This is a genomic window from Pseudomonas fluorescens, from assembly GCF_019212185.1.
Classification (GTDB): domain Bacteria; phylum Pseudomonadota; class Gammaproteobacteria; order Pseudomonadales; family Pseudomonadaceae; genus Aquipseudomonas.
In genome coordinates this window covers 2632785-2652150 of sequence record NZ_CP078138.1, presented here as the reverse complement: position 1 = coordinate 2652150, position 19366 = coordinate 2632785, and the positions used below count along the sequence as shown (strand labels likewise).

At 57.9% G+C, this 19366-nt stretch carries 18 protein-coding genes and 1 pseudogene; 10 read left to right on the top strand and 9 right to left on the bottom strand.

Translation table 11 applies throughout. The features are described 5' to 3' along the window. Nucleotides 1-143: 143 nt before the first annotated feature. The 3 genes from KW062_RS12125 to KW062_RS12115 all read right to left on the bottom strand — a co-directional run bounded on the left by KW062_RS12125 (nt 144) and on the right by KW062_RS12115 (nt 1896). A complete protein-coding gene (locus tag KW062_RS12125) occupies nt 144-1040 on the bottom strand; it encodes a hypothetical protein (protein WP_177433273.1) in 897 nt (298 codons plus the stop codon). Nucleotides 1041-1113: 73 nt separating this feature from the next. Further along, the gene (locus KW062_RS12120) at nt 1114-1587 is read right to left on the bottom strand and encodes a hypothetical protein (protein WP_105755607.1); all 474 of its coding nucleotides are present in this window, start codon (nt 1585-1587) and stop codon (nt 1114-1116) included. 96 nt (nt 1588-1683) lie between these two features. Then, nucleotides 1684-1896 (bottom strand): hypothetical protein, encoded by a 213-nt coding sequence (locus tag KW062_RS12115; protein WP_105755608.1) that lies wholly within the window; start codon nt 1894-1896, stop codon nt 1684-1686. Nucleotides 1897-2074: 178 nt separating this feature from the next. Here KW062_RS12115 and KW062_RS12110 point away from each other — a divergent pair. Further along, nucleotides 2075-2278, top strand: a pseudogene (locus tag KW062_RS12110) (hypothetical protein); the annotation flags it as partial. A 52-nt stretch (nt 2279-2330) separates the two neighbouring features. Here the strand turns inward: KW062_RS12110 and KW062_RS12105 are convergent. Both KW062_RS12105 and KW062_RS12100 read right to left on the bottom strand, forming a co-directional pair. Then, nucleotides 2331-3629, bottom strand: coding sequence for an MFS transporter (locus KW062_RS12105; RefSeq protein WP_105755609.1), 1299 nt, complete (start codon nt 3627-3629; stop codon nt 2331-2333). A 41-nt stretch (nt 3630-3670) separates the two neighbouring features. Continuing rightward, a complete protein-coding gene (locus KW062_RS12100; protein WP_027620364.1) occupies nt 3671-4444 on the bottom strand; it encodes a glucose 1-dehydrogenase in 774 nt (257 codons plus the stop codon). A 149-nt stretch (nt 4445-4593) separates the two neighbouring features. On the opposite strand from KW062_RS12100, the gene KW062_RS12095 reads away from it, so the two are divergent. The 9 genes from KW062_RS12095 to KW062_RS12055 all read left to right on the top strand — a co-directional run bounded on the left by KW062_RS12095 (nt 4594) and on the right by KW062_RS12055 (nt 12158). Continuing rightward, nucleotides 4594-5481, top strand: a complete 888-nt coding sequence (locus KW062_RS12095; protein ID WP_027620365.1) for a LysR family transcriptional regulator — start codon at nt 4594-4596, stop codon at nt 5479-5481. Nucleotides 5482-5797: 316 nt separating this feature from the next. Continuing rightward, nucleotides 5798-7201 carry a PAAR domain-containing protein gene (locus KW062_RS12090; protein ID WP_105755610.1) on the top strand — a complete coding sequence of 468 codons (1404 nt, stop codon included), beginning with the start codon at nt 5798-5800 and terminating at the stop codon, nt 7199-7201. An 8-nt stretch (nt 7202-7209) separates the two neighbouring features. Next, nucleotides 7210-7587, top strand: a complete 378-nt coding sequence (locus KW062_RS12085) for a hypothetical protein (RefSeq protein ID WP_256350993.1) — start codon at nt 7210-7212, stop codon at nt 7585-7587. A gap of 77 nt (nt 7588-7664) precedes the next feature. Further along, the gene (locus KW062_RS12080) at nt 7665-8054 is read left to right on the top strand and encodes a hypothetical protein (RefSeq protein ID WP_105755612.1); all 390 of its coding nucleotides are present in this window, start codon (nt 7665-7667) and stop codon (nt 8052-8054) included. Between the two features lie 205 nt (nt 8055-8259). Then, nucleotides 8260-8607, top strand: coding sequence for a hypothetical protein (locus tag KW062_RS12075; protein ID WP_105755613.1), 348 nt, complete (start codon nt 8260-8262; stop codon nt 8605-8607). A gap of 313 nt (nt 8608-8920) precedes the next feature. After that, a complete protein-coding gene (locus KW062_RS12070) occupies nt 8921-9217 on the top strand; it encodes a hypothetical protein (RefSeq protein WP_256350991.1) in 297 nt (98 codons plus the stop codon). A 465-nt stretch (nt 9218-9682) separates the two neighbouring features. After that, entirely contained in the window at nt 9683-10042 is a 360-nt protein-coding gene (locus tag KW062_RS12065) for a hypothetical protein (RefSeq protein ID WP_256350990.1), read from the top strand. A gap of 97 nt (nt 10043-10139) precedes the next feature. Beyond that, a complete protein-coding gene (locus KW062_RS12060) occupies nt 10140-10529 on the top strand; it encodes a hypothetical protein (RefSeq protein ID WP_027620369.1) in 390 nt (129 codons plus the stop codon). Between the two features lie 882 nt (nt 10530-11411). Next, nucleotides 11412-12158 carry a hypothetical protein gene (locus KW062_RS12055; protein ID WP_105755618.1) on the top strand — a complete coding sequence of 249 codons (747 nt, stop codon included), beginning with the start codon at nt 11412-11414 and terminating at the stop codon, nt 12156-12158. Nucleotides 12159-12197: 39 nt separating this feature from the next. On the opposite strand, the gene KW062_RS12050 is transcribed toward KW062_RS12055, so the two are convergent. The 4 genes from KW062_RS12050 to KW062_RS12035 are packed head-to-tail and all read right to left on the bottom strand — an operon-like array spanning nt 12198 to nt 19278. After that, the gene (locus KW062_RS12050; RefSeq protein WP_105755619.1) at nt 12198-13844 is read right to left on the bottom strand and encodes a fatty acid--CoA ligase; all 1647 of its coding nucleotides are present in this window, start codon (nt 13842-13844) and stop codon (nt 12198-12200) included. A gap of 23 nt (nt 13845-13867) precedes the next feature. Beyond that, a complete protein-coding gene (locus KW062_RS12045) occupies nt 13868-15646 on the bottom strand; it encodes an acyl-CoA dehydrogenase C-terminal domain-containing protein (RefSeq protein WP_105755620.1) in 1779 nt (592 codons plus the stop codon). A 7-nt stretch (nt 15647-15653) separates the two neighbouring features. Then, nucleotides 15654-18173, bottom strand: coding sequence for an efflux RND transporter permease subunit (locus KW062_RS12040; RefSeq protein WP_105755621.1), 2520 nt, complete (start codon nt 18171-18173; stop codon nt 15654-15656). Nucleotides 18174-18189: 16 nt separating this feature from the next. Then, complete coding sequence (locus KW062_RS12035; RefSeq protein WP_027620375.1) at nt 18190-19278, bottom strand: WD40/YVTN/BNR-like repeat-containing protein; 1089 nt, start codon at nt 19276-19278, stop codon at nt 18190-18192. Nucleotides 19279-19366 lie beyond the last annotated feature (88 nt).

The window sequence follows — 19366 nt, the reverse complement described above, 5'->3', positions numbered from 1 at the left end:
CTTGACGAAAAACCAAGCACCAGCAGATGGCTGTTAAGGATCAAACACAGTTCCCACAAACCCTGCCGCTAGCCAAGCGAAAACCGGCCGAGGGAAAGGTCGCAGGGGGAAATGACAGCGTGCAGGGTGGGTAGGGACGCCCGTCAAAGTATTCCGAACTCAACGCGACTGTTGGAGATGAGGTAGTCAAAGCTCTCAGTCTTGTCATTACCGTCAGCGTCCTCATACCTCAAGATGGCTTTGCCAGGTGTCGAACCGATTGAACGGATCAAAAACACTTTGAGTGTCTCACTACTGTTGGCTTTGACGTGACCAATCCGAACCGCCTCACAATCTAAAATCGGTGCTTCCAAGTGTAGAACGACGTTGTAGGCATGGTGCCCGTCGTTGCTGATCCTAATCTCGTTCATAACTGTGCCGCCCGCCCCCGTGGCACCGCTACTAAGAGTGCGCATTGAAAAGATTACCTTGACCTCTTGTTCCCGTTTTTTGCGCTCCACTTCCGACGCCACACGAAGCGCATCCCTCTGCTCGATCGCAGCCGTCGCCATGATAGTCTGCTGTTCTACAGAATTTTTTAGTTCTTCCGCCTGCATCAACAACGCTTCGCTGCTCAACTTCAATTCGTTGCCCTGAAGCTCAAGAGCTTTGGTGTTCTGCCTTAGCTCTTCGCCTTGCTGCAGGAAGCCAAGGACAAGCCAGAGGAACGCCACCGGGCCGAACACGCCAGCGAGGAAATCACCCACTTCATTGAGGGGCATGATTAATACTTGACCCCCACGTGCACAGATCAGTACGAGCATGCCGAACAGATAAACCGCCGTAAGTGCGGTGCCAATTTCGGTTATGTGCTGGCGCAGATTCCAGTCAGGCTGCTGGCGTTTCGCTCTGATTCGCTGCCACACGATGAGGCTGGCGATGACTAGTGCTAAAAGTACAAGGATTGTTGGCCAATACGCCCATCCTTCATCCGGTGCGACCACAGGTGGTGCGCTCCAGAACACGCCCCCGACAGGCTCCCACAAACTCACCATTGCCATCCCACTCGCTCGACGCCACTCCGTCCGTGGCAAATAGCCAGCGATCATAGCGGCGGCGGTCAGGATATGGAAATCAGATCTGAAGCGCCTCCAACCGCTCAATATCGTTCAAATCCTTGGCGCGTCCCGTTCCACCCTTCATTGCAAGAAGAAGGTCTACAGATGCAAAACGCACCTGGTGCCCGTTTATGAATGCCTCGCCTGCACCGCTCCACTCGTCCTCAAAGTGGGTGTCGGGCCCAGTAGTGAGGATGTCGGTGAATAAGCCCCAGCAATCCAACTTGATCTGCTGACGTGGATGAACCGGGGTTGAGATTTCTGCCTCAGTGAAATTCGGTGTGACTTGCAGTGCATGTAAGGCACACATGAGATGCTTGGCGTTTTCAGGGCTCGACTCGATCAATAGATCCAAGTCTGCACCCGCGATGTCTCGGGATGGGTCATGAAGATGGACAGCGGTGCCGCCCACGACCAGGAACCGAACGCCATGCTTCAACAGCTCTCCAAGGAGGTGGCCGTTTTGTGCCCAAATAACTATCCCTTGCATGGCAAATCCCCCTCTGCGCAACGCAATAGGTGAAGCAGGACGAACATGCGCGTGCGCCCTGGGAACTTATCACTTGGCAGCGTCGAGGCCATCGCGTTACTCATCGTCGCCAACTAGGGCCCGCAGCTCGTTGTACAAGTCGTGCGCTTCCTTTGCGTAGGGCGCCGCCAACTGATGGACTAGCTCAGGCTCGGCGATGCCCAGCAGGTCGGCGTCTGCCAACAAGCGGACATCGGTCGGGCGACTCTCGTTGCTCAGGATTGCAGCGATACCTTGGACGCGTTCAGGTGTGTATTTTGGATTATCCATGATCTTCTAACTCTTGGTTGATCGACTTGCTCAGCTCCACCAGAAACGCAGCGGCTTCCTCGTCGGTTCAACAGGCTGCCCGGGCGTCTCGCTCGACTCTCGGCATGACTGCGCCTACCGCATCAATGGCCCTGTTTGCAAACGACATCGAGGCTAAGACTTCCAATAGATCGCGGGCGCTGGGTTGCTGCCGGCCGGCACACGAAAATTTCGCCTCGGCTCGGCAGCGGCGAGTGCGCTGGCTTTCGTCGGCAGCCTGGTGGGCTTCATCAGCCTGGTCGGCCAGGTCTACCCGCTGTTCGGCTACCTGGGCTTCCTGCTGATTGCCGCGGTGATCATCGGCTGGCTGCGCCTCGGGCGCCTGGCACCTGCCAGCGCGTAAACACCGACGGGCAATAAGCCAACGGGCACTCCAGGGAGTGCCCGTTGGGTATTTAGCGGCGGACCTTGACCCAGGCCATCAGCAGCGCCGACGACAGCACACCGGCGGTCATGAAGATATAGGCCGCGCCGGGGTTGCCGGTCAGGCCGATCAGATAGCCGACGATCCACGAGCCGATGAAGGCGCCCAGTGCACCGCAAGCATTGATCAGGCCAATCGCGCCGCCGAACACATTGGCCGGCAGCAGCTCGGGGATCAGCGCAAAGAACGGCCCATAGGGTGCGTACAACGCGGCACCGGCGATGGTCAGCAAGGCAAACGACAACCAGAAGTGACTGGAACCCAGCAGGTAAGAGCAGAAAAACGCCAGCGCCCCCAGGGCCAGCAGCGGCCAGACAAAGTGTTTGCGCTGCTGGGTTTTATCCGACGCCCAGGACACCGCGAGCATGGCGGCGACCGCAGCCACGTAAGGCACGGCGCTCAACCAGCCGACAGTGACGATATCGGCGGCAGCCGCCTGCTTGATGATGGTCGGCAACCACATGATGAAACCGTAGACACCGATGCTCCACAGCGCATGCACGGCGCACAGTTGCAACACTACCGGGCGGGTAAAGGCCTGGCGATAATTGCGCACCACCTGCATGCCCTTCTGCTCTTGCGCCAGAGTCTCGGCCAACTGGTCTTTTTCCTGGCGGGTCAGCCAGTCGACCTGCTCCGGTTTGTCCCGCGCCATGCGCCACCAGACAAACGCCCAGAGCACCGCCGGCGCGCCCTCGATGACAAACATTTCGCGCCAGCCCCAGGCCTGGATCAGGTAGCCCGAAAGCACCGACATCCACAGCACCGTCACCGGGTTGCCGAGCACCAGGAAGGTGTTGGCCCGCGAGCGTTCCTTGCGGGTGAACCAGTTACTGATGAAGATCAGCATGGCCGGCATCACCGCGGCTTCGACAATGCCCAGCGACACGCGGATCACCATCAGCATCGGGATATTGGTCACCAGCCCGGTGGCCATGGCGCAGATGCCCCAGAGGATCAGGCTGCAGAACACCAGCTTGCGCACGCTGTATTTCTGCGCGTAGATCGCCCCCGGCACCTGGAAGAAAAAGTAGCCGAGGAAGAACAAGGCGCCGATCAGCGACGAGGTGCTCTTGGTGATGCCCAGGTCCTGCTCGATCCCGGCGGCACTGGCGAAACCGTAGTTGGCGCGGTCCAGATAGGCCAGGCTGTAAGTGATGAAAATCAGCGGTATCAGGTACCACCAGCGCTTGCTGGCGAAGCCCTTGACCGTACTGCGTGGACGGCTGTCGTCAGCCAGCGGCAGTGCTTGCTGCTTGAGTGTGCTCATGGGTGTCCCCTGTTGTTTTTGTTTTGACTACCGGTGTTCGGTCAAACCACGCTGGTCAGGCCTCCGTCGACGAACAGGGTCTGGCCATTGATGAAGTCCGACGCAGGTGAGGCGAGAAACACCGCAGCACCGCACAACTCCTCGACCCGTCCCCAGCGCCCGGCTGGCGTGCGTTTGCATAGCCAGTCGGAGAAGTTCTGGTCGGCCACCAGCGCGCGATTCATCTCGGTGGCGAAGTAGCCCGGCGCCAGACCGTTGGCTTGAATGCCGTGGCGCGCCCATTCGGCGCACATGCCCTTGGTCAGCATCTTCACCGCGCCCTTGGACGCGGCGTAGGGCGCGATGGTCGGCCGCGCCAGCTCGCTCTGCACCGAGCAGATGTTGATGATCTTGCCGCGACCGCGACCGATCATGTGCCGGGCCACCGCCTGGGACACATGGAACACCCCGTCGAGGTTGACCCGCATCAGCTCGTGCCAGTCATTGGCGTCAAAGTCTTCCAGCGGCGCGCGGCGCTGGATCCCGGCGTTGTTGATGAGGATGTCGATGGCACCGCTGCGGCGTTCGATCTGTTCGATTGCCTCGCCCAAGGCATGGCGATCAGTGACATCGAAGGCCGCCGACTCGGCACTCAGTCCTTCGTCCCTTAACTGGCTGGCGATGTGCGCGGCTTTTTCAGGATTGCGATCATTGATCACCACCGTGGCGCCCGCTGCCGCCAGCCCTCGGGCCAGTTCCAGGCCAATGCCCTTGGCGGAACCGGTGATCAATGCCCTGCGTCCGTCGAGGCGGAAGCTATTGTTATCGAATGACATACTGTTCTCCACAAATGGCCTTTGAACATTTAGCGGCCTTGTGCGCCAGTTCACCGCAGCGGCTGCGCAGCGTCCAATCGTCATTGCTGATCTGCTGATCAAAATCTATGATCACCGTTTTTTAGCCCTTGCCGACCCGGTGCCGCCCCATGGAAATCAAACACCTGCGCTCCTTCGTGACCCTCGCCGAAGAGTTGCATTTCGGTCGCGCCGCGCGCCGCCTGTCCATCGTGCAGCCGGCCCTGAGCATGCAGATCAAGCTGCTGGAGGAGGAACTGGGCGTCAGCCTGTTCGAGCGCAATCGGCACTCGGTGGCGCTAACCGAGGTCGGCGCGATCTTCCTCCCCGAAGCCCAGGCGACTTTGCATCAAGCGGCTCACGCAGCAGATATCGCCCGGGCGTCGGGGCGCGGCGAAATCGGTCGGGTGCGCCTGGGCTTCGTCTCCTCAGTCCTGCCGCAACTGCTGCCGACCCTGATCCGCACCCTGCATGAGCGCTTTCCACGCATCGAACTGCAACTCAAGGACATGTCCGGCCCCGAGCAAGCGGCAGCGTTGAAAAGCGGCCAACTGGACTTCGGCCTGATGCGCCTGCCCGCCGTGATCCCCGGCATTCAGACCCTGGAAGTCCTGCGGGAAACCTTCCTCGTCGCCTTCCCCAGCGATCATCCCCTGGCCACCCGTGAAACCCTGCATCCGAGCGATCTGGCCGACATCCCGCTACTGATCCTCGCCCGCCGCTACGCCCCCGGCTTCCACGACGGCCTGATGCAGGCCCTGGCCGCCCAGGGCACACAACTGCAAATCGGCGCCGAACTCGGCGAATTCACCACCATGCTCGCCCTGGTCTCCGCCGGACTCGGCGTCGGCCTGCTCCCCGCCAACGCCGGCCGCGCCCTCCCCGCCAACGTCATCTCGCGGCCACTGGAGTTGGGGGACTATCGGGCGACCACCGGGTTGGCGTGGATGGGGTTGGAGAGTGCGGTGAAAGTTAATGCATTCAATTTGATCAGTAGTTTGTTTGCGGCGGATAGTTGATGTGGGAATTTTCTCTCTGATTAGTAATTACGTCATTTAACTTACAGATAACTCATAGTTTCACTGACAGATCGCAATCAAGTATTGCCGAGGCACCACTACGCAAGTTATTTCCTGCGGACTACATTAGTCTCGGAAACGTCCTATTTACTTCGAATACATTCATCGCCATGTTAGCGCCCTGCTTGCCGACGCCGCGACAGCAACGACCTGTAGCTACAAGAACTAGCCAATGGTCGATCGATGCCTGTTGCATAGAACTTGAAGCACGACCGCAATCAATTTGAACTCGGTCACTTAACAGGGAGCAACATCCATGAGTGAAGGATTTTTCATTGGCCTGGGCGATAAAACCAGTTGCGGCGGCGAAGTACTGGACGGTGATCCGCGAATCAACCTGTACGGCTTGCTGCATGCCTGCGAAGGCGATCGGGTGACCTGCGGGATAAACGGCAAAACCTACCGCATCGTCGGCGGTATTTCCCACATGGAGAGCCACGGCAGGCTGATGGCCGGCACCCTCGACAGCCGCAGCAATTGCCCCTGCAAAGCCACGCTGACGCCCTCGGTCTACACCGCGCGATACGTCAAACAACCCTCAGCCGCGCAACCGATGCGCCGCACCACCGAAGCCACCCCGACATCCGCTCCGCGACCGACGCCGCAGCCGTCCAGCTTCACCCTGTCGAGCCAACCCGCCGCCGCGCCCATCAGCGGATTCGCCGGCGCCGAACCCGGCTTCTACATCGTGCCCAAAAGCACCACCCGCGAAGCCCTCGAAGCCACCCTCTTCCCCACCCGCGACCCGGTGGTGATGCGCAAATTCCAGGCGCTCAATCCTCATCGTGGAGAGGTGAAGGCGGGGTCGATGATTGTGCTGAGTGATCCGCGTAATTTTCAGTGCACAAAGGAGGAGGCGTTGTTGATGCAGGCGTCGGCTCAGGCGTGGGAAGCACTGGCGCCACTCAGCACCGACGAAGCTGATTTCATGGCCAGTCATCGAAATGAGATAGCCGCCATTCTAACCTTGGGTTCGGACGCCATCGGTATCAGGGGATCCATGCTCACCAGCCATCTGAATAATGTGAAAACCATCCTGAGCGATATCGAATCCCTGCATCAACGTTCATTTCAGGTAGACGGGCACCTGCGCTCTGCAACGTTTTTCGCCGAGCGTAAAGAGCTGCTTGGAAAACTCAATCTGCACCTCGACGGCATGATTCGTAAAAACATCGGATTTCCTGATCACCCGAATTTGCGAAGCGCATTGGGCATCTCCAGCCGCAGCCTGGTTCACCAATGGACCCAAGCGGGAGGAGCGGGACAAATTCCGGGGTATTCCACTCATATTGATGGCGTGGCGAAAGCTTCCAAGATTGTTAAATACGGTGGCTGGGTGGGTACGGCTATTGGTGGAGGGGCTTCGGTCTTAAAGGTCCAGGAAGTGTGCTCTGCCGGGAATGCGGAGGCATGCGAAAAAGTGAAGTTTACTGAGACAGGGAGCTTTCTGGGTGGTCTCGGTGGAAACGCGGCGGCAGGCGCCGCTTTGACCGGAACTACTACTGCTTTCATTTGTGCAGGGCTCGGCGTACCCACTGTAGGTATAGCAACTCTAGTCTGTGGAATTGTAACTGTGGGCGTCGGATCATATGTCGGAGGAAAAGCAATCGGAAAGGCTGGAGAGCGAATCGGCGAACTGATTTATGAGAATGTGAAATGACTACCGCCATGACCATCATCAGCCTGCTTTGTGGTCTGGGTGTCCTTGGCATTTGGATATGGATAGCCGTCGCACTGCATATGGCCTACACGAAGATGGATCTGATTCTGGATCTTCTGAAAAACAGCTCGGCAGTCAGGGAGCGTGCCTTTCTCAACAATTCCGGCCCGTGGGGAAAGTTGCTATTGATTGGGGGAGTATCAAGCATCGTTACCTTTCCTGGTTTTTTTCTCAAGCGAGGCGGCATCAGCACCGAAGATCTAGCTAATCTTCCATTGCCAATGAAGAAAAAACTTATAGCACTACACTGGAGCGTAATCGCATTACTGACCTCTACGACGATATTTGTGGCTTTAGCAGAAATCATAGAAGCGTTCGAAATCTAAAAACCCATATCGGATCAACTCAGAAGTTCACGAGCAAGCTAGCTTGCGGCATTTAGGGTAATTCGCGAGATATTCAAATGAGCATAAGTCTTGCCGACAAAATATTTCTTACTGCCGGACTACTGGACTTCGGAGGCATTTTCATCTGGATGGGTGTTAATTTTCACCTCGCATACACCAAGATGGACTATATGCTGGAGCATCTAAAAAACTGCTCCCTGATCAAAACCTTAACTCCGCTAAATCAAGGTGGGCCGTGGGGAAAATTCCTGTTAGTTGGTGGCATCTCCGGAGTTCTCACATTCCCAGGGATGTACATCAAGCGCGGAAACGCCGATGCAGATGACATAAAGAACTTTCCTGCGCTACTCAAGCGAAAACTAGTAGTTCTCCATTGGGTGTGTATCACGCTACTCATCGGGTTGTTCACACTATTTATTCTCAGAAAATCGGGAATACTAAAATAAACTTAAAATTGCTTTGCAATGGCAAAAATTTATCGCACGAGAACCTTAGCGGGCTTCGCAGAGCTCGAAGCCTGCTACGTCACTGAGATAAGCTGGTGGCGCGGGGCATATACCGGATTACGGAGTGAGAACCCAGGTGAAATGATTTCGAGCGAGCAATAAATTGATCGACGATGAGCATTGGAATTTTTAGCTGAATTTTTGGATGCGCGCAGGTCTGCTCTTATTAATTTATATACAGCTCGTATTCAACTTATATCTAGTCCGTCGCCATTTGGACGACATGATAGACGCGCTACCGAATAGTCGTTATATCTATATTTGGGGCGAGAGCCTGAGGAAACAGGGTTGGTACGGAGGAATGATTCTGCTCTCCAAAATTGGTGGCATGGTGATGTGGCCGAAGGCGTATATAAAATTGGGTGATGTGGACAGCGCTGACATTGCTAACTTCCCGCCCCACTTGAAACGTCTTCTCAAAATCGACTGTGCAATTCTAATTGGCACGGCAGTGTGGATGCTTGCCGGCTATGCACTATCTAAATTCAAGTGACTACTAGTCTATACTCTTCAACTGAGCAAAAGGCCAACCCATTAGTTTTATAAGTGACCGACATGGGTGGCCCTCACATGCAAGAGAGGACCATTGCTATAAGATTGATGGGAGTCGCATCGAGCAGCTTCTAAAATCAAGGTGGAGTTGCTGATGACAAGTGGTCATTTCGGCCTTTCACTTCATGCGCACTGCCGCCGTCAAATAATAGGGAGACTACGTTGTGACAAGGGAGACATTCTGGACGTCGTGGTTATTTATCTGCTTATTAGCAGGTCCGATCTTGTTAATGCATATAAATATCGCATTCAACATGTACCTGATCCGCCGCCACCTCGACGCCATGATGGACGCCCTCCCAAATAGCCGCTACATCTACATTTGGCGTGGAGCACGAACGCAGGGCTGGTTCGGAGGCATGCTTCTGGTCAACAAAATCGCAGGAATGATTGTGTTTCCGAAGTCAAATATCCGCACTGGCGACTTTGACAAAGATGATATTGCCAACTTCCCTCCCCATCTGAAGCGCCTTCTGAAAATCGATACAGCGATGCTGATTGGAAGTATCGCCTGGTTTTTGGTGGCCTCTACTCTACTTAAGTTCAGATGAGCGCTAGACAACTTTACGGGAGATCAACCCATTCTTTTACACATTGTTCGGATGAAATTACTCGATGAGTAATAACTGGCCGACATGGGCGGTCCTCGCCTGCAACGGAGGACCGCTTTTGTTGGGGACATTAGGGATCGCGTACTCCCTGTACCTGGGCCGTCATCTGGACACGATGATGGAGGCTCTGAAGAATAGTCGTCACATCTACATTTGGGGACCTGGCTTACGGAACCAAGGGTGGTTGGGATGCCTAATGCTCGTGGCGAAGATTGCGAGCATGGTAATGATGCCCCGCATTTCAATTCGCATGGGGGATCTGGATCCTAATGATGAAAAAAACCTCCCAACTCACCTAAAGCGACTTTTGAAAATCAAGGCAGTCATACTGGTGATCAGTGGTGTTTGGCTTTTTGCCCCATGCGGGCCGCCAATAGTGAAAGGATAGAGTCCAGAGACATGACAATGGAGACATCATGGTTATCACTCTTGCTTTTAGCCGGACCATTTTTTTTATTCACCTTTAAAATCCTGTTCAACCTGTACCTGATCCGTCGACACCTAGACTCCATGATTAGCGCCCTCCCCAACAGCCGCTACATGTATATCTGGGGTAAGACTCTACGAAAACAGGGCTGGTTCGGAGGCATGCTTCTGATCAATAAAATCGCAGGAATGATCATGTTTCCGACGTCTTATATTCGCCTAGGGGATTTTGACCGCGATGATGTATCCAACTTCCCCCCTCACTTGAAACGCCTGCTTAAGATCGAAATAACGATGCTAATGGTAAGTGCAGCCTGGATGCTTGCCATTTCCTATTAACGACCTAACCCTTTGCAGAAAATAACTTAGTATTGCAGGGAGACTCTCAGTGAAACTAATGAAAATACATGATCGAACTAATCCATGAGCATATCATATGACCACCGCCATGACTGTTGTCAGTTTGCTCTGTGGGCTAGCTATTGTTGGAATGTGGATTTGGATTGCGATAGCGCTACACATGGCTTACACCAAGATGGACTTGTTGCTGGACCTTCTGAGGGATAGTTCAGCAATCAGGGACCGAGCATTTCTCAACTCCGGCGGCCCATGGGGAAGATTACTGCTGATCGGAGGAATTTCAGGAATCGTGACCTTCCCTGGCTTTTACCTTAAGCGCGGAGGTATCCGTACCGAAGATTTAGAGCGCCTTCCAAGTCCTATAAAGAAAAAACTCGTCGCATTGCACTGGAGCGCTTTAACCCTTTTAACCTCTTTGACAATGTTTGTAGGCTTAGCGGAAATAATAGAAGCCTATGAGCTCTGACAGCCACCCAGAAAAAATCAACCACCTATATTCTCTGACCCTTATTGCAGAAATCGCTCAACCCCTCCAACTCTATCAACACTTTCGCGAATTCAACAGATAAACACTTCACGCTGTACAAGGTAAAAACATGACTATAAGCACAGCCGACAAAATATTCGTCACCTTAGGACTATTGGACTTCGGAGGTATTTTCATAATGATAGGTGTTAGCCTACACCTGGCATACACTAAGTTGGAGTATATGCTGGACCACCTAAAAAAATGCTCAATGAGCAAAACATTGATTCCACTAAGTGAAATAGGGCCTTGGGGGAAGTTTCTGTTGATTGGTGAAATCTCTGGAGCCCTCACATTTCCAAATCTGTACATCAAGCATGGCACCGTCCAAGCAGATGACATAAAAAACTTCCCAGCGGAACTAAAAAGCAAAATGATTATCATCCACTGGACATTCATCATTTTACTCATTGGCATGTTCGTACTACTTTTTCTCAGAAAATCAGGAATTCTGAAATAACTCCACACCCCCCTCGCATCGGCCAGAGACTGGTCTGACGAACGCCTTGGCTCGCGACATAGAGGCAATATCTCTGAGCACCCTACGTACCACCCACGTTACACAAAACCAGACACTTCCCCTTTCTGACGCCAATAAAAAACCACCCCCCTCTCCCACAACCACCTCAACTAACTCCACCCACAAAAAATAAATAAACCGTCCACACCCAACAAAAACAGGCACCCAACCCAACTTGGATCCAGAATACCACCACCGTTCGTCGCCATTTACTTGCACGAAAAAAACAACTTACAGAAACCAACTACATTCGACTTAAGAGCGAATCCACACCGGACCCGCGGCATGTCAATGGTGTTCTTATGAACAAATCCATTCCCATTGCTGTTGCCTGCATTTTGGTTGTTTTAAATGCACCCGCAACTTGTCATGCGGCACTGTCCGCGGATCCGGTTCTGTCCTTTGGTGTACTGGGCAGCTACAGCGAACTCGAGTTCAAAGGGCAACGCAGCACGCAAACCGAGCGCATGCCAGAAGGCGGGTTATTTCTGAATTACGGCAACAAGATGACCGCCCACGACGGGCTGTTTTTTCTGGCCGAGATCACCGGGCAGTACTCGGAAAAGCAGGGACAGAAGGTTGAGGACAGTCAGGTCGACCTCGATGTGGGCTGGCGAATGGCGCTGGATTCAAGCAACTTTGTCGATGGTTTGCTGGGGGCGGGTTACAAGTGGAACCGCTTCGATCCGGGCTATAACAAATACGACATTGATCTCACCAGTCGGACGCCCTTCGTTAAAGCGGCGGCGGGTTACAACCACCTGTTCAGCGATGCGACCTTTCGGGTGGAAGTCGGTGTTCGCCAGTCGATCCAGGGTGATGCGCAACTGAATATCCACGGTGTCGACAATGAACGCGAGGATTTGAAAGACAGTACCGACCCTTACATCGAACTCAGCCTGCTGTTCAATCAACAGGGCGACCTGCCGATCATTGCCATGGTGTATTACAACCGCTTCAACTATGACCTTGACGGGCAGTTCACTCACAGCGACTACGACAAACAGGTGCGTGATGAAATTGGCGGCAAACTGGGGGTAGTTTTTTAAACCTGGCGTGTGGCGAGGATGACCTCGCCACACGGTCTGTCAATCCAGCACGCTTTCGCGAATCAACTTTTTGTTGATCTTGCCAACACTGGTCTTGGGGATCTCGGCAACGAACTTGAACTGCTTGGGAATCGCCCACTTGTTGATTCGCCCGCATTCGACGAAGCCCTGCAAGTGGGTTTCGAGGATCTTGCGGTCGAGGTACTGGCCGGGTTCACACACCACCATGGCCATCGGCCGTTCGCCCCACTGATCGTCGGCAATCCCCACCACCGCCACCGACAGCACCGCTGCGTGCTCGCTGATCAGGCTTTCCAGTTCCAGGGAGCTGATCCATTCGCCGCCGGTCTTGATCACGTCCTTGATCCGGTCCTTGATTTCCACCCCGCCCAAGGCATCGATCGAGGCCATGTCGCCGGTGTGCAGCCAGCCGCCCTGCCAGAGTTCGGCGCCCTTGTCCGGCGCCTTCAAATAGCCCTGGGTCAACCAGGGGGCACGGACGACGATTTCGCCGAGTGACTCACCGTCGTGGACCACATCGTTGCCATTGGCGTCGATGATTTTCAGGTCGACCATGGGCACCGTGGTGCCGGTCTTGATCCGCGTCGGCAGTTGCTCCTCCATGGACAACGCCCGGTCGGCGTCGCGCAGGTGGGTCAGGCACAGCAGCGGACAGGTCTCCGACATGCCGTAGCCGGCGTGCACCCGTATGCCCTTGGCGCTGGCTTCGCTGGCGATGCCCAAGGGCAAGGCGCTGCCGCCGAGGAGCATTTTCCAGCCGTCGAAACGGGCCTGCTTGCCCTCGTCGCAGTGCAGGATCATCTGCAGGATGGTCGGCACGCAGTGGGAGAAGCTGACCTTTTCCTCGCGGTACAACTGCACCAGGCGGTTGGGTTCGTAGCGGCCCGGATAGACCTGTTTCAGCCCCATCAGCGTGGCGACGTAGGGCACGCCCCAGGCGTGCACATGGAACATCGGGGTGATCGGCATGTACACGTCGTCGGAGCGCAGCAGCGGCTGGCCCTGATAGGCACCCAGGGTGCCGACGGCGTTCAGGGTGTGCAGCACCAGTTGCCGATGGCTGAAGTACACGCCCTTCGGGTCGCCAGTAGTGCCGGTGGTGTAGAACAGAGTCGCCACCGAATTTTCGTCGAAGTCGGGGAAGTCGTACTGGTCGACCGCGGCGTCCAGCCGTTGCTCGTACTCACCGAGCACCGGCAGCGCCGTGCGGGTCGGCTGCGGGTCGTCGCTCAGTTGCACGAAGCCTTTGACCGTGGTCAGGCGGTCCTGGATCTGCTCCATCAGCGGCAGGAAGTCATCATGCACCAGCACCAGGTCGTCCTCGGCGTGGTTCATGGTGTAGAGCACCTGCTCCGCTGACAGGCGAATGTTCACCGTGTGCAGCACCGCGCCGATCATCGGCACGGCGAAGAAGCACTCCAGATAACGATGGCTGTCCCAGTCGAGCATGGCCACGGTGTCGCCGGCCTTGACCCCGGCGGCGGTCAGGGCGTTGGCCAGTTTGCGGATGCGCTGGTTGAGGGTCTGGTAGCTGTAGCGCAGTTTGTCGGCGTAGACGATCTCGCGGCCCGGCTCGTAGCGCACGCCGGACAGCAGCAATTGCTTGATCAGCAACGGGTAGGCGTAGGCGCCCTCGGCCGGCGGAATGATTTTGGTGGTGATCATGCGGGGGTTCCTTGTCCTGGCACTCAAAACTGCGCTGCGTCCAGACCGAACAGGCACTGGCTGCCGGCCTTGGCCGAGGCACTCAACGAATGGATGCGCGGCAGCAGACGGGCGAAATAGAAGCGCGCAGTGGCCAGTTTGGCGCTGTAGAAATCGTCCTCGATCGGGCCACCCAGGGCCGCCTTGGCCATGCGCGCCCACATGTAGGCATAGGCGGTGTAGCCGAAGACCTGCAGGTACTCGACCGAGGCCGCGCCGATTTCGTTCGGGTCGTTTTGCGCCCGGTCCAGCAGCCAGTCGGTCAGTTCGTCGAGGGTATCGACCGCGGCATTCAACGGCTGGGTAAATTCCTTGAGGTCGGCGCAGGCGGTGGCGCTGAAGTGGCGAATTTCCGCAGCAAAACGGCGATAGAGCACCCCGCCGCTGCCGACGATTTTGCGCCCGACCAGATCCAGCGACTGGATGCCGTTGGTGCCCTCGTAGATCTGGGTGATGCGCACATCACGCACCAGTTGCTCCTGACCCCACTCGCGGATGTAGCCGTGGCCGCCGAAAATCATCTGCCCGTGCAGGGTGGTTTCCAGGCCCATGTCGGTGAGAAATGCCTTGGCCACCGGAGTCAGCAGCGCCACCAGATCCTGAGCGCGACTGCGGATATCGACCTCCTCGCTGAATTTGGCGATGTCCAGTTGCAGGGCGACATAGCTGGAGAACGCGCGACCGCCTTCGTTCAAGGCCTTCATGGTCAGCAACATGCGCCGCACATCCAGGTGGACGATGATCGGGTCGGCCGCCTTGTCCTTGTTCTGCGCGCCGGTCGGTGCACGGCTTTGCAGGCGCTCGCGAGCGTATTCGACGGCACTCTGATAGGAGCGCTCGCCCTGGGCCAGGCCCTGGATGCCGACGCCCAGGCGTTCGTAGTTCATCATGGTGAACATGGCCGCCAGGCCCTTGTTCGGCGCGTCGACGATCCAGCCGGTGGCGCCGTCGAAGTTCATCACGCAGGTGGGCGATGCCTTGATCCCCATCTTGTGCTCGAGGGAGCCGCAGGATAGCGCGTTGCGTTCGCCCAGCGAGCCGTCATCGTTGACCAGCACCTTGGGCACCAGGAACAGCGAGATGCCCTTGGGCCCCGCCGGCGCATCCGGCAGGCGCGCCAGCACCAGGTGAATGATGTTTTCGCTGAGGTCGTGTTCGCCGCCGGTGATGAAGATCTTGCTGCCGCTGATCTTGTAGCTGCCATCGACCTGGGGTTCGGCGCGCGTGCGGATCATGCCCAGGTCGGTGCCGGCGTGGGCCTCGGTCAGGCACATGGAACCACTCCAGGTGCCGGCGTACATGTTCGGCAGGTACTTGGCTTTCAGCGCTTCGCTGGCGTGGGCATTGAGCGACAGGCAGGCCCCGGCGGTGAGCATCGGGAACAGGCCGAAGGCCAGGCTCGCACCATTGACCATCTCTTCGACCTGGGCCGAAATCGCCTTGGGCATGCCCATGCCGCCGTATTGCGGATCACCGCCGACACCGCCCCAGCCGCCCTCGGCGAACGCCTGGTAGGCCGCCACGTAACCGTCGGCGGTGGTCACCTGGCCGTTGTTCCAGGTGCAACCCTGTTCGTCGCCGGCGCGGTTCAGCGGGGCGATGACTTCGGCGCTGAGCTTGCCGGCCTCTTCGAGAATCGCCGCAGCGGTCTCTTCATCAATCACCTCGGCCAGCCCGGGCAAACCGGCCCACAGCCGGGACACCTGGAAAACCTCGTTGAGTACGAAGCGCATGTCGCGCAGGGGAGCTTTGTAGTCAGACATTGTTGGCTTACTCGGAAGTGGTCATGGCATGGGGCACGCCAGGACGTTCAGTGGTTTCGGTGAAGACGGCGGGCGTGACGGGGGCCACGGCAGGCACGCGCTCGCGCAACAGGAAGTACGACAGCGCCGGAATCAGGATCAGCGCGCCGAGCATGTTCCACAGGAACATGAAGGTCAGCAGGATGCCCATGTCGGCCTGGAACTTGATCGGCGACCACACCCAGCACACCACGCCAGCGGCCAGGGTGATGCCCACCAGCCCGACCACCCGCCCGGTGAACGACACCGCATTGCGGTAGGCCTCGGACAACGGCAGGCCCTGCCGCTGGAAGTGCAGTTGCACGCTGAGCAGGTACAGCGCGTAGTCGACGCCAATGCCGACGCCGAGGGCGATCACCGGCAGTGTGGCGACTTTGACGCCGATGCCCATAGCGACCATCAGCGCTTCGCAGAGGATCGAGGTCAGTACCAGCGGCAGCAGCGCCACCAGGGTCGCGCGCCAGCTGCGGAAGGTGATCAGGCAGAACAGGGTCACCGCCGCATACACGTACAACAGCATGCTGCGGTTGGCCTCGCGCACGACGATGTTCGTCGCAGCTTCGATCCCGGCGCTGCCGGCGGCCAGCAGGAACTGGCGGTCCGGGCTGCTGTTCTCCTTGGCGAACTTGTCGGCGATGGCGACCACGGCGTCGAGGGTTTCGGCCTTGTGGTCCTTGAGGAAAGTGATCACCGGCATCAGCGAGCAGTTGTTGTTGAACAGCTCCGGCGAGTTGACCGAGGCCTGCTGCGCGGCGTAGTTCAACACGTCCTGGTTGCGCTGGATGCTGTTGAGTTTGGGGTTACCTTCGTAGGTGCCGGCGGTGATCTGGCGTACCGCGTTAACCAGCGAAGCACTGGCCTGCACCCCCGGATACTGCTGCAGTTCCCAGGCCAGGCGGTCGGCGAGGACCAGGGTCTGGTAGTTGAGGCAGCCTTCCGGCGGGGTCTTGATCATCACCGCGAACAGGTCGCTGGACAGCGCGTAGTGCTGGGTGATGTAGGCGTTGTCGCGGTTATAGCGGGAGTCGGCGCGCAACTCGGGAGCACCGCTTTCCAGGTCGCCGACCTTCAGGTGCAGGCTGACCATGAAGCCGCCGATGCCCATCAACAGCCCGACCAGCACCGCACCGGTGGCCCACTTGCGGGTGGTGAAGCGGTCGAGCAGGTCCCAGAGTTTGCCGAAGCCCTTGTGGTGGTCGGCGCGGCTGTCGATTTTCAGCGCGCGCTCGGCAGCCTTGGCGCCGACGCCGACATAGGACAGCGCCACCGGCATCAGCAGCAGCGAGGTGAAGATCAGCACCGCGACACCGATGCTGGCGCTGATTGCCAGGTCCTGGATCACCGGGATATCGATCAGCATCAGCACCGCGAACCCCACGGCGTCGGCCAGCAGCGCGGTGACTCCGGCGATGAACAGGCGGCGAAAGGTGTAGCGCGCGGCGATCAGTTTATGGGTGCCACGGGCGATGTCCTGCATGATGCCGTTCATCTTCTGCGCGGCGTGGGACACGCCGATGGCGAAGATCAGGAACGGCACCAGCACCGAGTACGGGTCGATCACGTAGCCGAGCCAGGCGACGATGCCCAGCTGCCAGACCACCGCGATCAGCGAGCAGCCGACCACCAGCAAAGTGCTGCGCACGCAACGGGTGTAGGCATAAATGATCACCAGCGAAGTGACCACCGCCAGGGCGAAGAACATCATCACCTGGATCAGCCCGTCGATCAGGTCGCCCATCAGTTTGGCGAAACCGATCACCCGCACCTTGTACGGCCCCTTGCCCTCCTCCCCGGCCTTGCGCGCGGCGCTGTCGCCGGCGAATTCGATCTTGTCCCGTAGCTCTTCTTCAAGCATCCGCGAGAAGGCGTGGTAGTTGATCGGCTGGCCACCGGCGGCGGCCTTGTCGAGTAGCGGGATGATCAACATGCTCGATTTGAAGTCGCTGGCCACCAGGCTGCCGACGATGCCGGCGCGGGCAATGTTCTGCCGCAGTTGTTCGATCTGTTCCGGCTTGCCCTCGTAGGTGTCGGGCATCACCGGGCCACCCTGGAAGCCCTCTTCGGTGACTTCGGTCCAGCGTACCGCCGGGCTCCACAGCGACTTCATCCAGGCGCGGTCGACGCCTTCGGTGAGGAACAGCTGGTCGTTGACCTGCTTGAGCACGTTGAGGTAACCGGGGTCGAAAATATCGCCCTGGGTGTTCTCCACCACCACCCGCACCGAGTTGCCCAGGCCGCGCAGGGAGGCGCGATTTTCCAGGAAATTCTGGATGTACGGCTGGCTCTGCGGGATCATTTTTTCGAAGCTGGGGCGCAGCTCCAGGCGGGTCACCGCCATGAACGCGAACACCACCGTGGCCACGGCCATCAGCAGCATGAACAACGGCCGGTAGTTGAACACCAGGCGTTCCAGGCGGTTGCCGGAGTTACGATCGAAGTCACGCAGGTCGCGAATGACCGGCATGGCGTCTTGTTTGATAGTGCCCATGTCTGGGTTCTCGCTCTTAGGGTTCGAGGGCTGGATCGATCGCCAACGTGCGCGCGCCACGGCTGCCCGCGACCACAAGCGCGCCCGTGGCGGATTGCGTCGCGCCGGCCACCGGAATCGGTGCCGGTTGCGTCATTAGCTTAAGTTGCGCGCCGCTGCCCTGGCTGACCAGCATCTGTCCGCCTTGGGTGAACAATCGGTAATTGCCCTGGGCATCGATCAGGCCAGCGGTGAGGCTGATGTGCAGGCCACTGTCCAGTGCAGTCCAGCTCTGCCCGCCATCGGTACTGCGCAGGACGTTGCCGCGCAGGCCGTAGACCAGCACTTCGCCGGGCTTGCCGAGCACGCCGAAAAAGCTGCCCTGATAGGGTGTTTGCAGCGCGGCAAACCGCTGGCTGGCGGTGTCCCACTTGCGCAACAGGCCCTGCTCGCCGGCGATGTACAGCGCGTCACCGGTAGAGGCGATGGCGTTGAGGTGGAAGCCCTGGGGGTTGTCGGTGCGGTCCTGCATGGGCGTCCAGCTCTGGCCGCCGTCGTCGGTGCGCAGGATCAGGTTGAACACGCCAACCACGTAGCCGGTCTGCTCATTGGCAAACCACACATCCAGCAGCGGCTTGTCGGCGCCCTGCTCCACCAGGCGCTGGCCCTCTTCGGCCAGCAACGCCCACTGTTCGTTGTCCGGCTCGGCCTTGGCCAACGCCGCGTAATGCTCGACCAGCAAGGCGCCGATCTGCCGACCGTCAAGCTGCTTGCTCCAGGTCGCGCCGGCGTCGCTGCTGTGCAGCACCACGCCGTCATTGCCCACCGCCCAGCCCTGGGTGATGGTCGGGAAATTTACCGCCGTAAGGTCGGCACTGACCGGCACACTCGCCTGTTGCCAGTGCTGGCCGTTGTCGTCGGAAAACAGAATATGGCCACGCTGGCCAACGGTCACCACGCGCTCACCGGCGCGGGTCATGCCGGACAACGGGCTGTTGCTCGCCAGGGCACTGACCCGGGCAGGCAGGTCCAGCACGTCGACGTAATCGGCCGCAAGGCTGATGCCTTGCGACAGACCGAGCACGACACCGAGTGCCAGATTCAGATATTTTTTGTTCGAACCCATACCGCGTCCTCTCAACACACTGTAGGAGCGAGCCTGCTCGCGATGGTCGTGAACGATGACGCGGGCATCCAGACAGCCTGCGTTATCG

Excerpts from the sequence above, each read along its gene's own strand:
- KW062_RS12125 (WP_177433273.1), bottom strand. The coding sequence starts at position 1,040 with ATGGCAATGGTGAGTTTGTGGGAGCCTGTCGGGGGCGTGTTCTGGAGC.
- KW062_RS12120 (WP_105755607.1), bottom strand. The coding sequence starts at position 1,587 with ATGCAAGGGATAGTTATTTGGGCACAAAACGGCCACCTCCTTGGAGAG.
- KW062_RS12115 (WP_105755608.1), bottom strand. The coding sequence starts at position 1,896 with ATGGATAATCCAAAATACACACCTGAACGCGTCCAAGGTATCGCTGCA.
- KW062_RS12105 (WP_105755609.1), bottom strand. The coding sequence starts at position 3,629 with ATGAGCACACTCAAGCAGCAAGCACTGCCGCTGGCTGACGACAGCCGT.
- KW062_RS12100 (WP_027620364.1), bottom strand. The coding sequence starts at position 4,444 with ATGTCATTCGATAACAATAGCTTCCGCCTCGACGGACGCAGGGCATTG.
- KW062_RS12095 (WP_027620365.1), top strand. The coding sequence starts at position 4,594 with ATGGAAATCAAACACCTGCGCTCCTTCGTGACCCTCGCCGAAGAGTTG.
- KW062_RS12090 (WP_105755610.1), top strand. The coding sequence starts at position 5,798 with ATGAGTGAAGGATTTTTCATTGGCCTGGGCGATAAAACCAGTTGCGGC.
- KW062_RS12085 (WP_256350993.1), top strand. The coding sequence starts at position 7,210 with ATGACCATCATCAGCCTGCTTTGTGGTCTGGGTGTCCTTGGCATTTGG.
- KW062_RS12080 (WP_105755612.1), top strand. The coding sequence starts at position 7,665 with ATGAGCATAAGTCTTGCCGACAAAATATTTCTTACTGCCGGACTACTG.
- KW062_RS12075 (WP_105755613.1), top strand. The coding sequence starts at position 8,260 with ATGCGCGCAGGTCTGCTCTTATTAATTTATATACAGCTCGTATTCAAC.
- KW062_RS12070 (WP_256350991.1), top strand. The coding sequence starts at position 8,921 with ATGTACCTGATCCGCCGCCACCTCGACGCCATGATGGACGCCCTCCCA.
- KW062_RS12065 (WP_256350990.1), top strand. The coding sequence starts at position 9,683 with ATGGAGACATCATGGTTATCACTCTTGCTTTTAGCCGGACCATTTTTT.
- KW062_RS12060 (WP_027620369.1), top strand. The coding sequence starts at position 10,140 with ATGACCACCGCCATGACTGTTGTCAGTTTGCTCTGTGGGCTAGCTATT.
- KW062_RS12055 (WP_105755618.1), top strand. The coding sequence starts at position 11,412 with ATGAACAAATCCATTCCCATTGCTGTTGCCTGCATTTTGGTTGTTTTA.
- KW062_RS12050 (WP_105755619.1), bottom strand. The coding sequence starts at position 13,844 with ATGATCACCACCAAAATCATTCCGCCGGCCGAGGGCGCCTACGCCTAC.
- KW062_RS12045 (WP_105755620.1), bottom strand. The coding sequence starts at position 15,646 with ATGTCTGACTACAAAGCTCCCCTGCGCGACATGCGCTTCGTACTCAAC.
- KW062_RS12040 (WP_105755621.1), bottom strand. The coding sequence starts at position 18,173 with ATGGGCACTATCAAACAAGACGCCATGCCGGTCATTCGCGACCTGCGT.
- KW062_RS12035 (WP_027620375.1), bottom strand. The coding sequence starts at position 19,278 with ATGGGTTCGAACAAAAAATATCTGAATCTGGCACTCGGTGTCGTGCTC.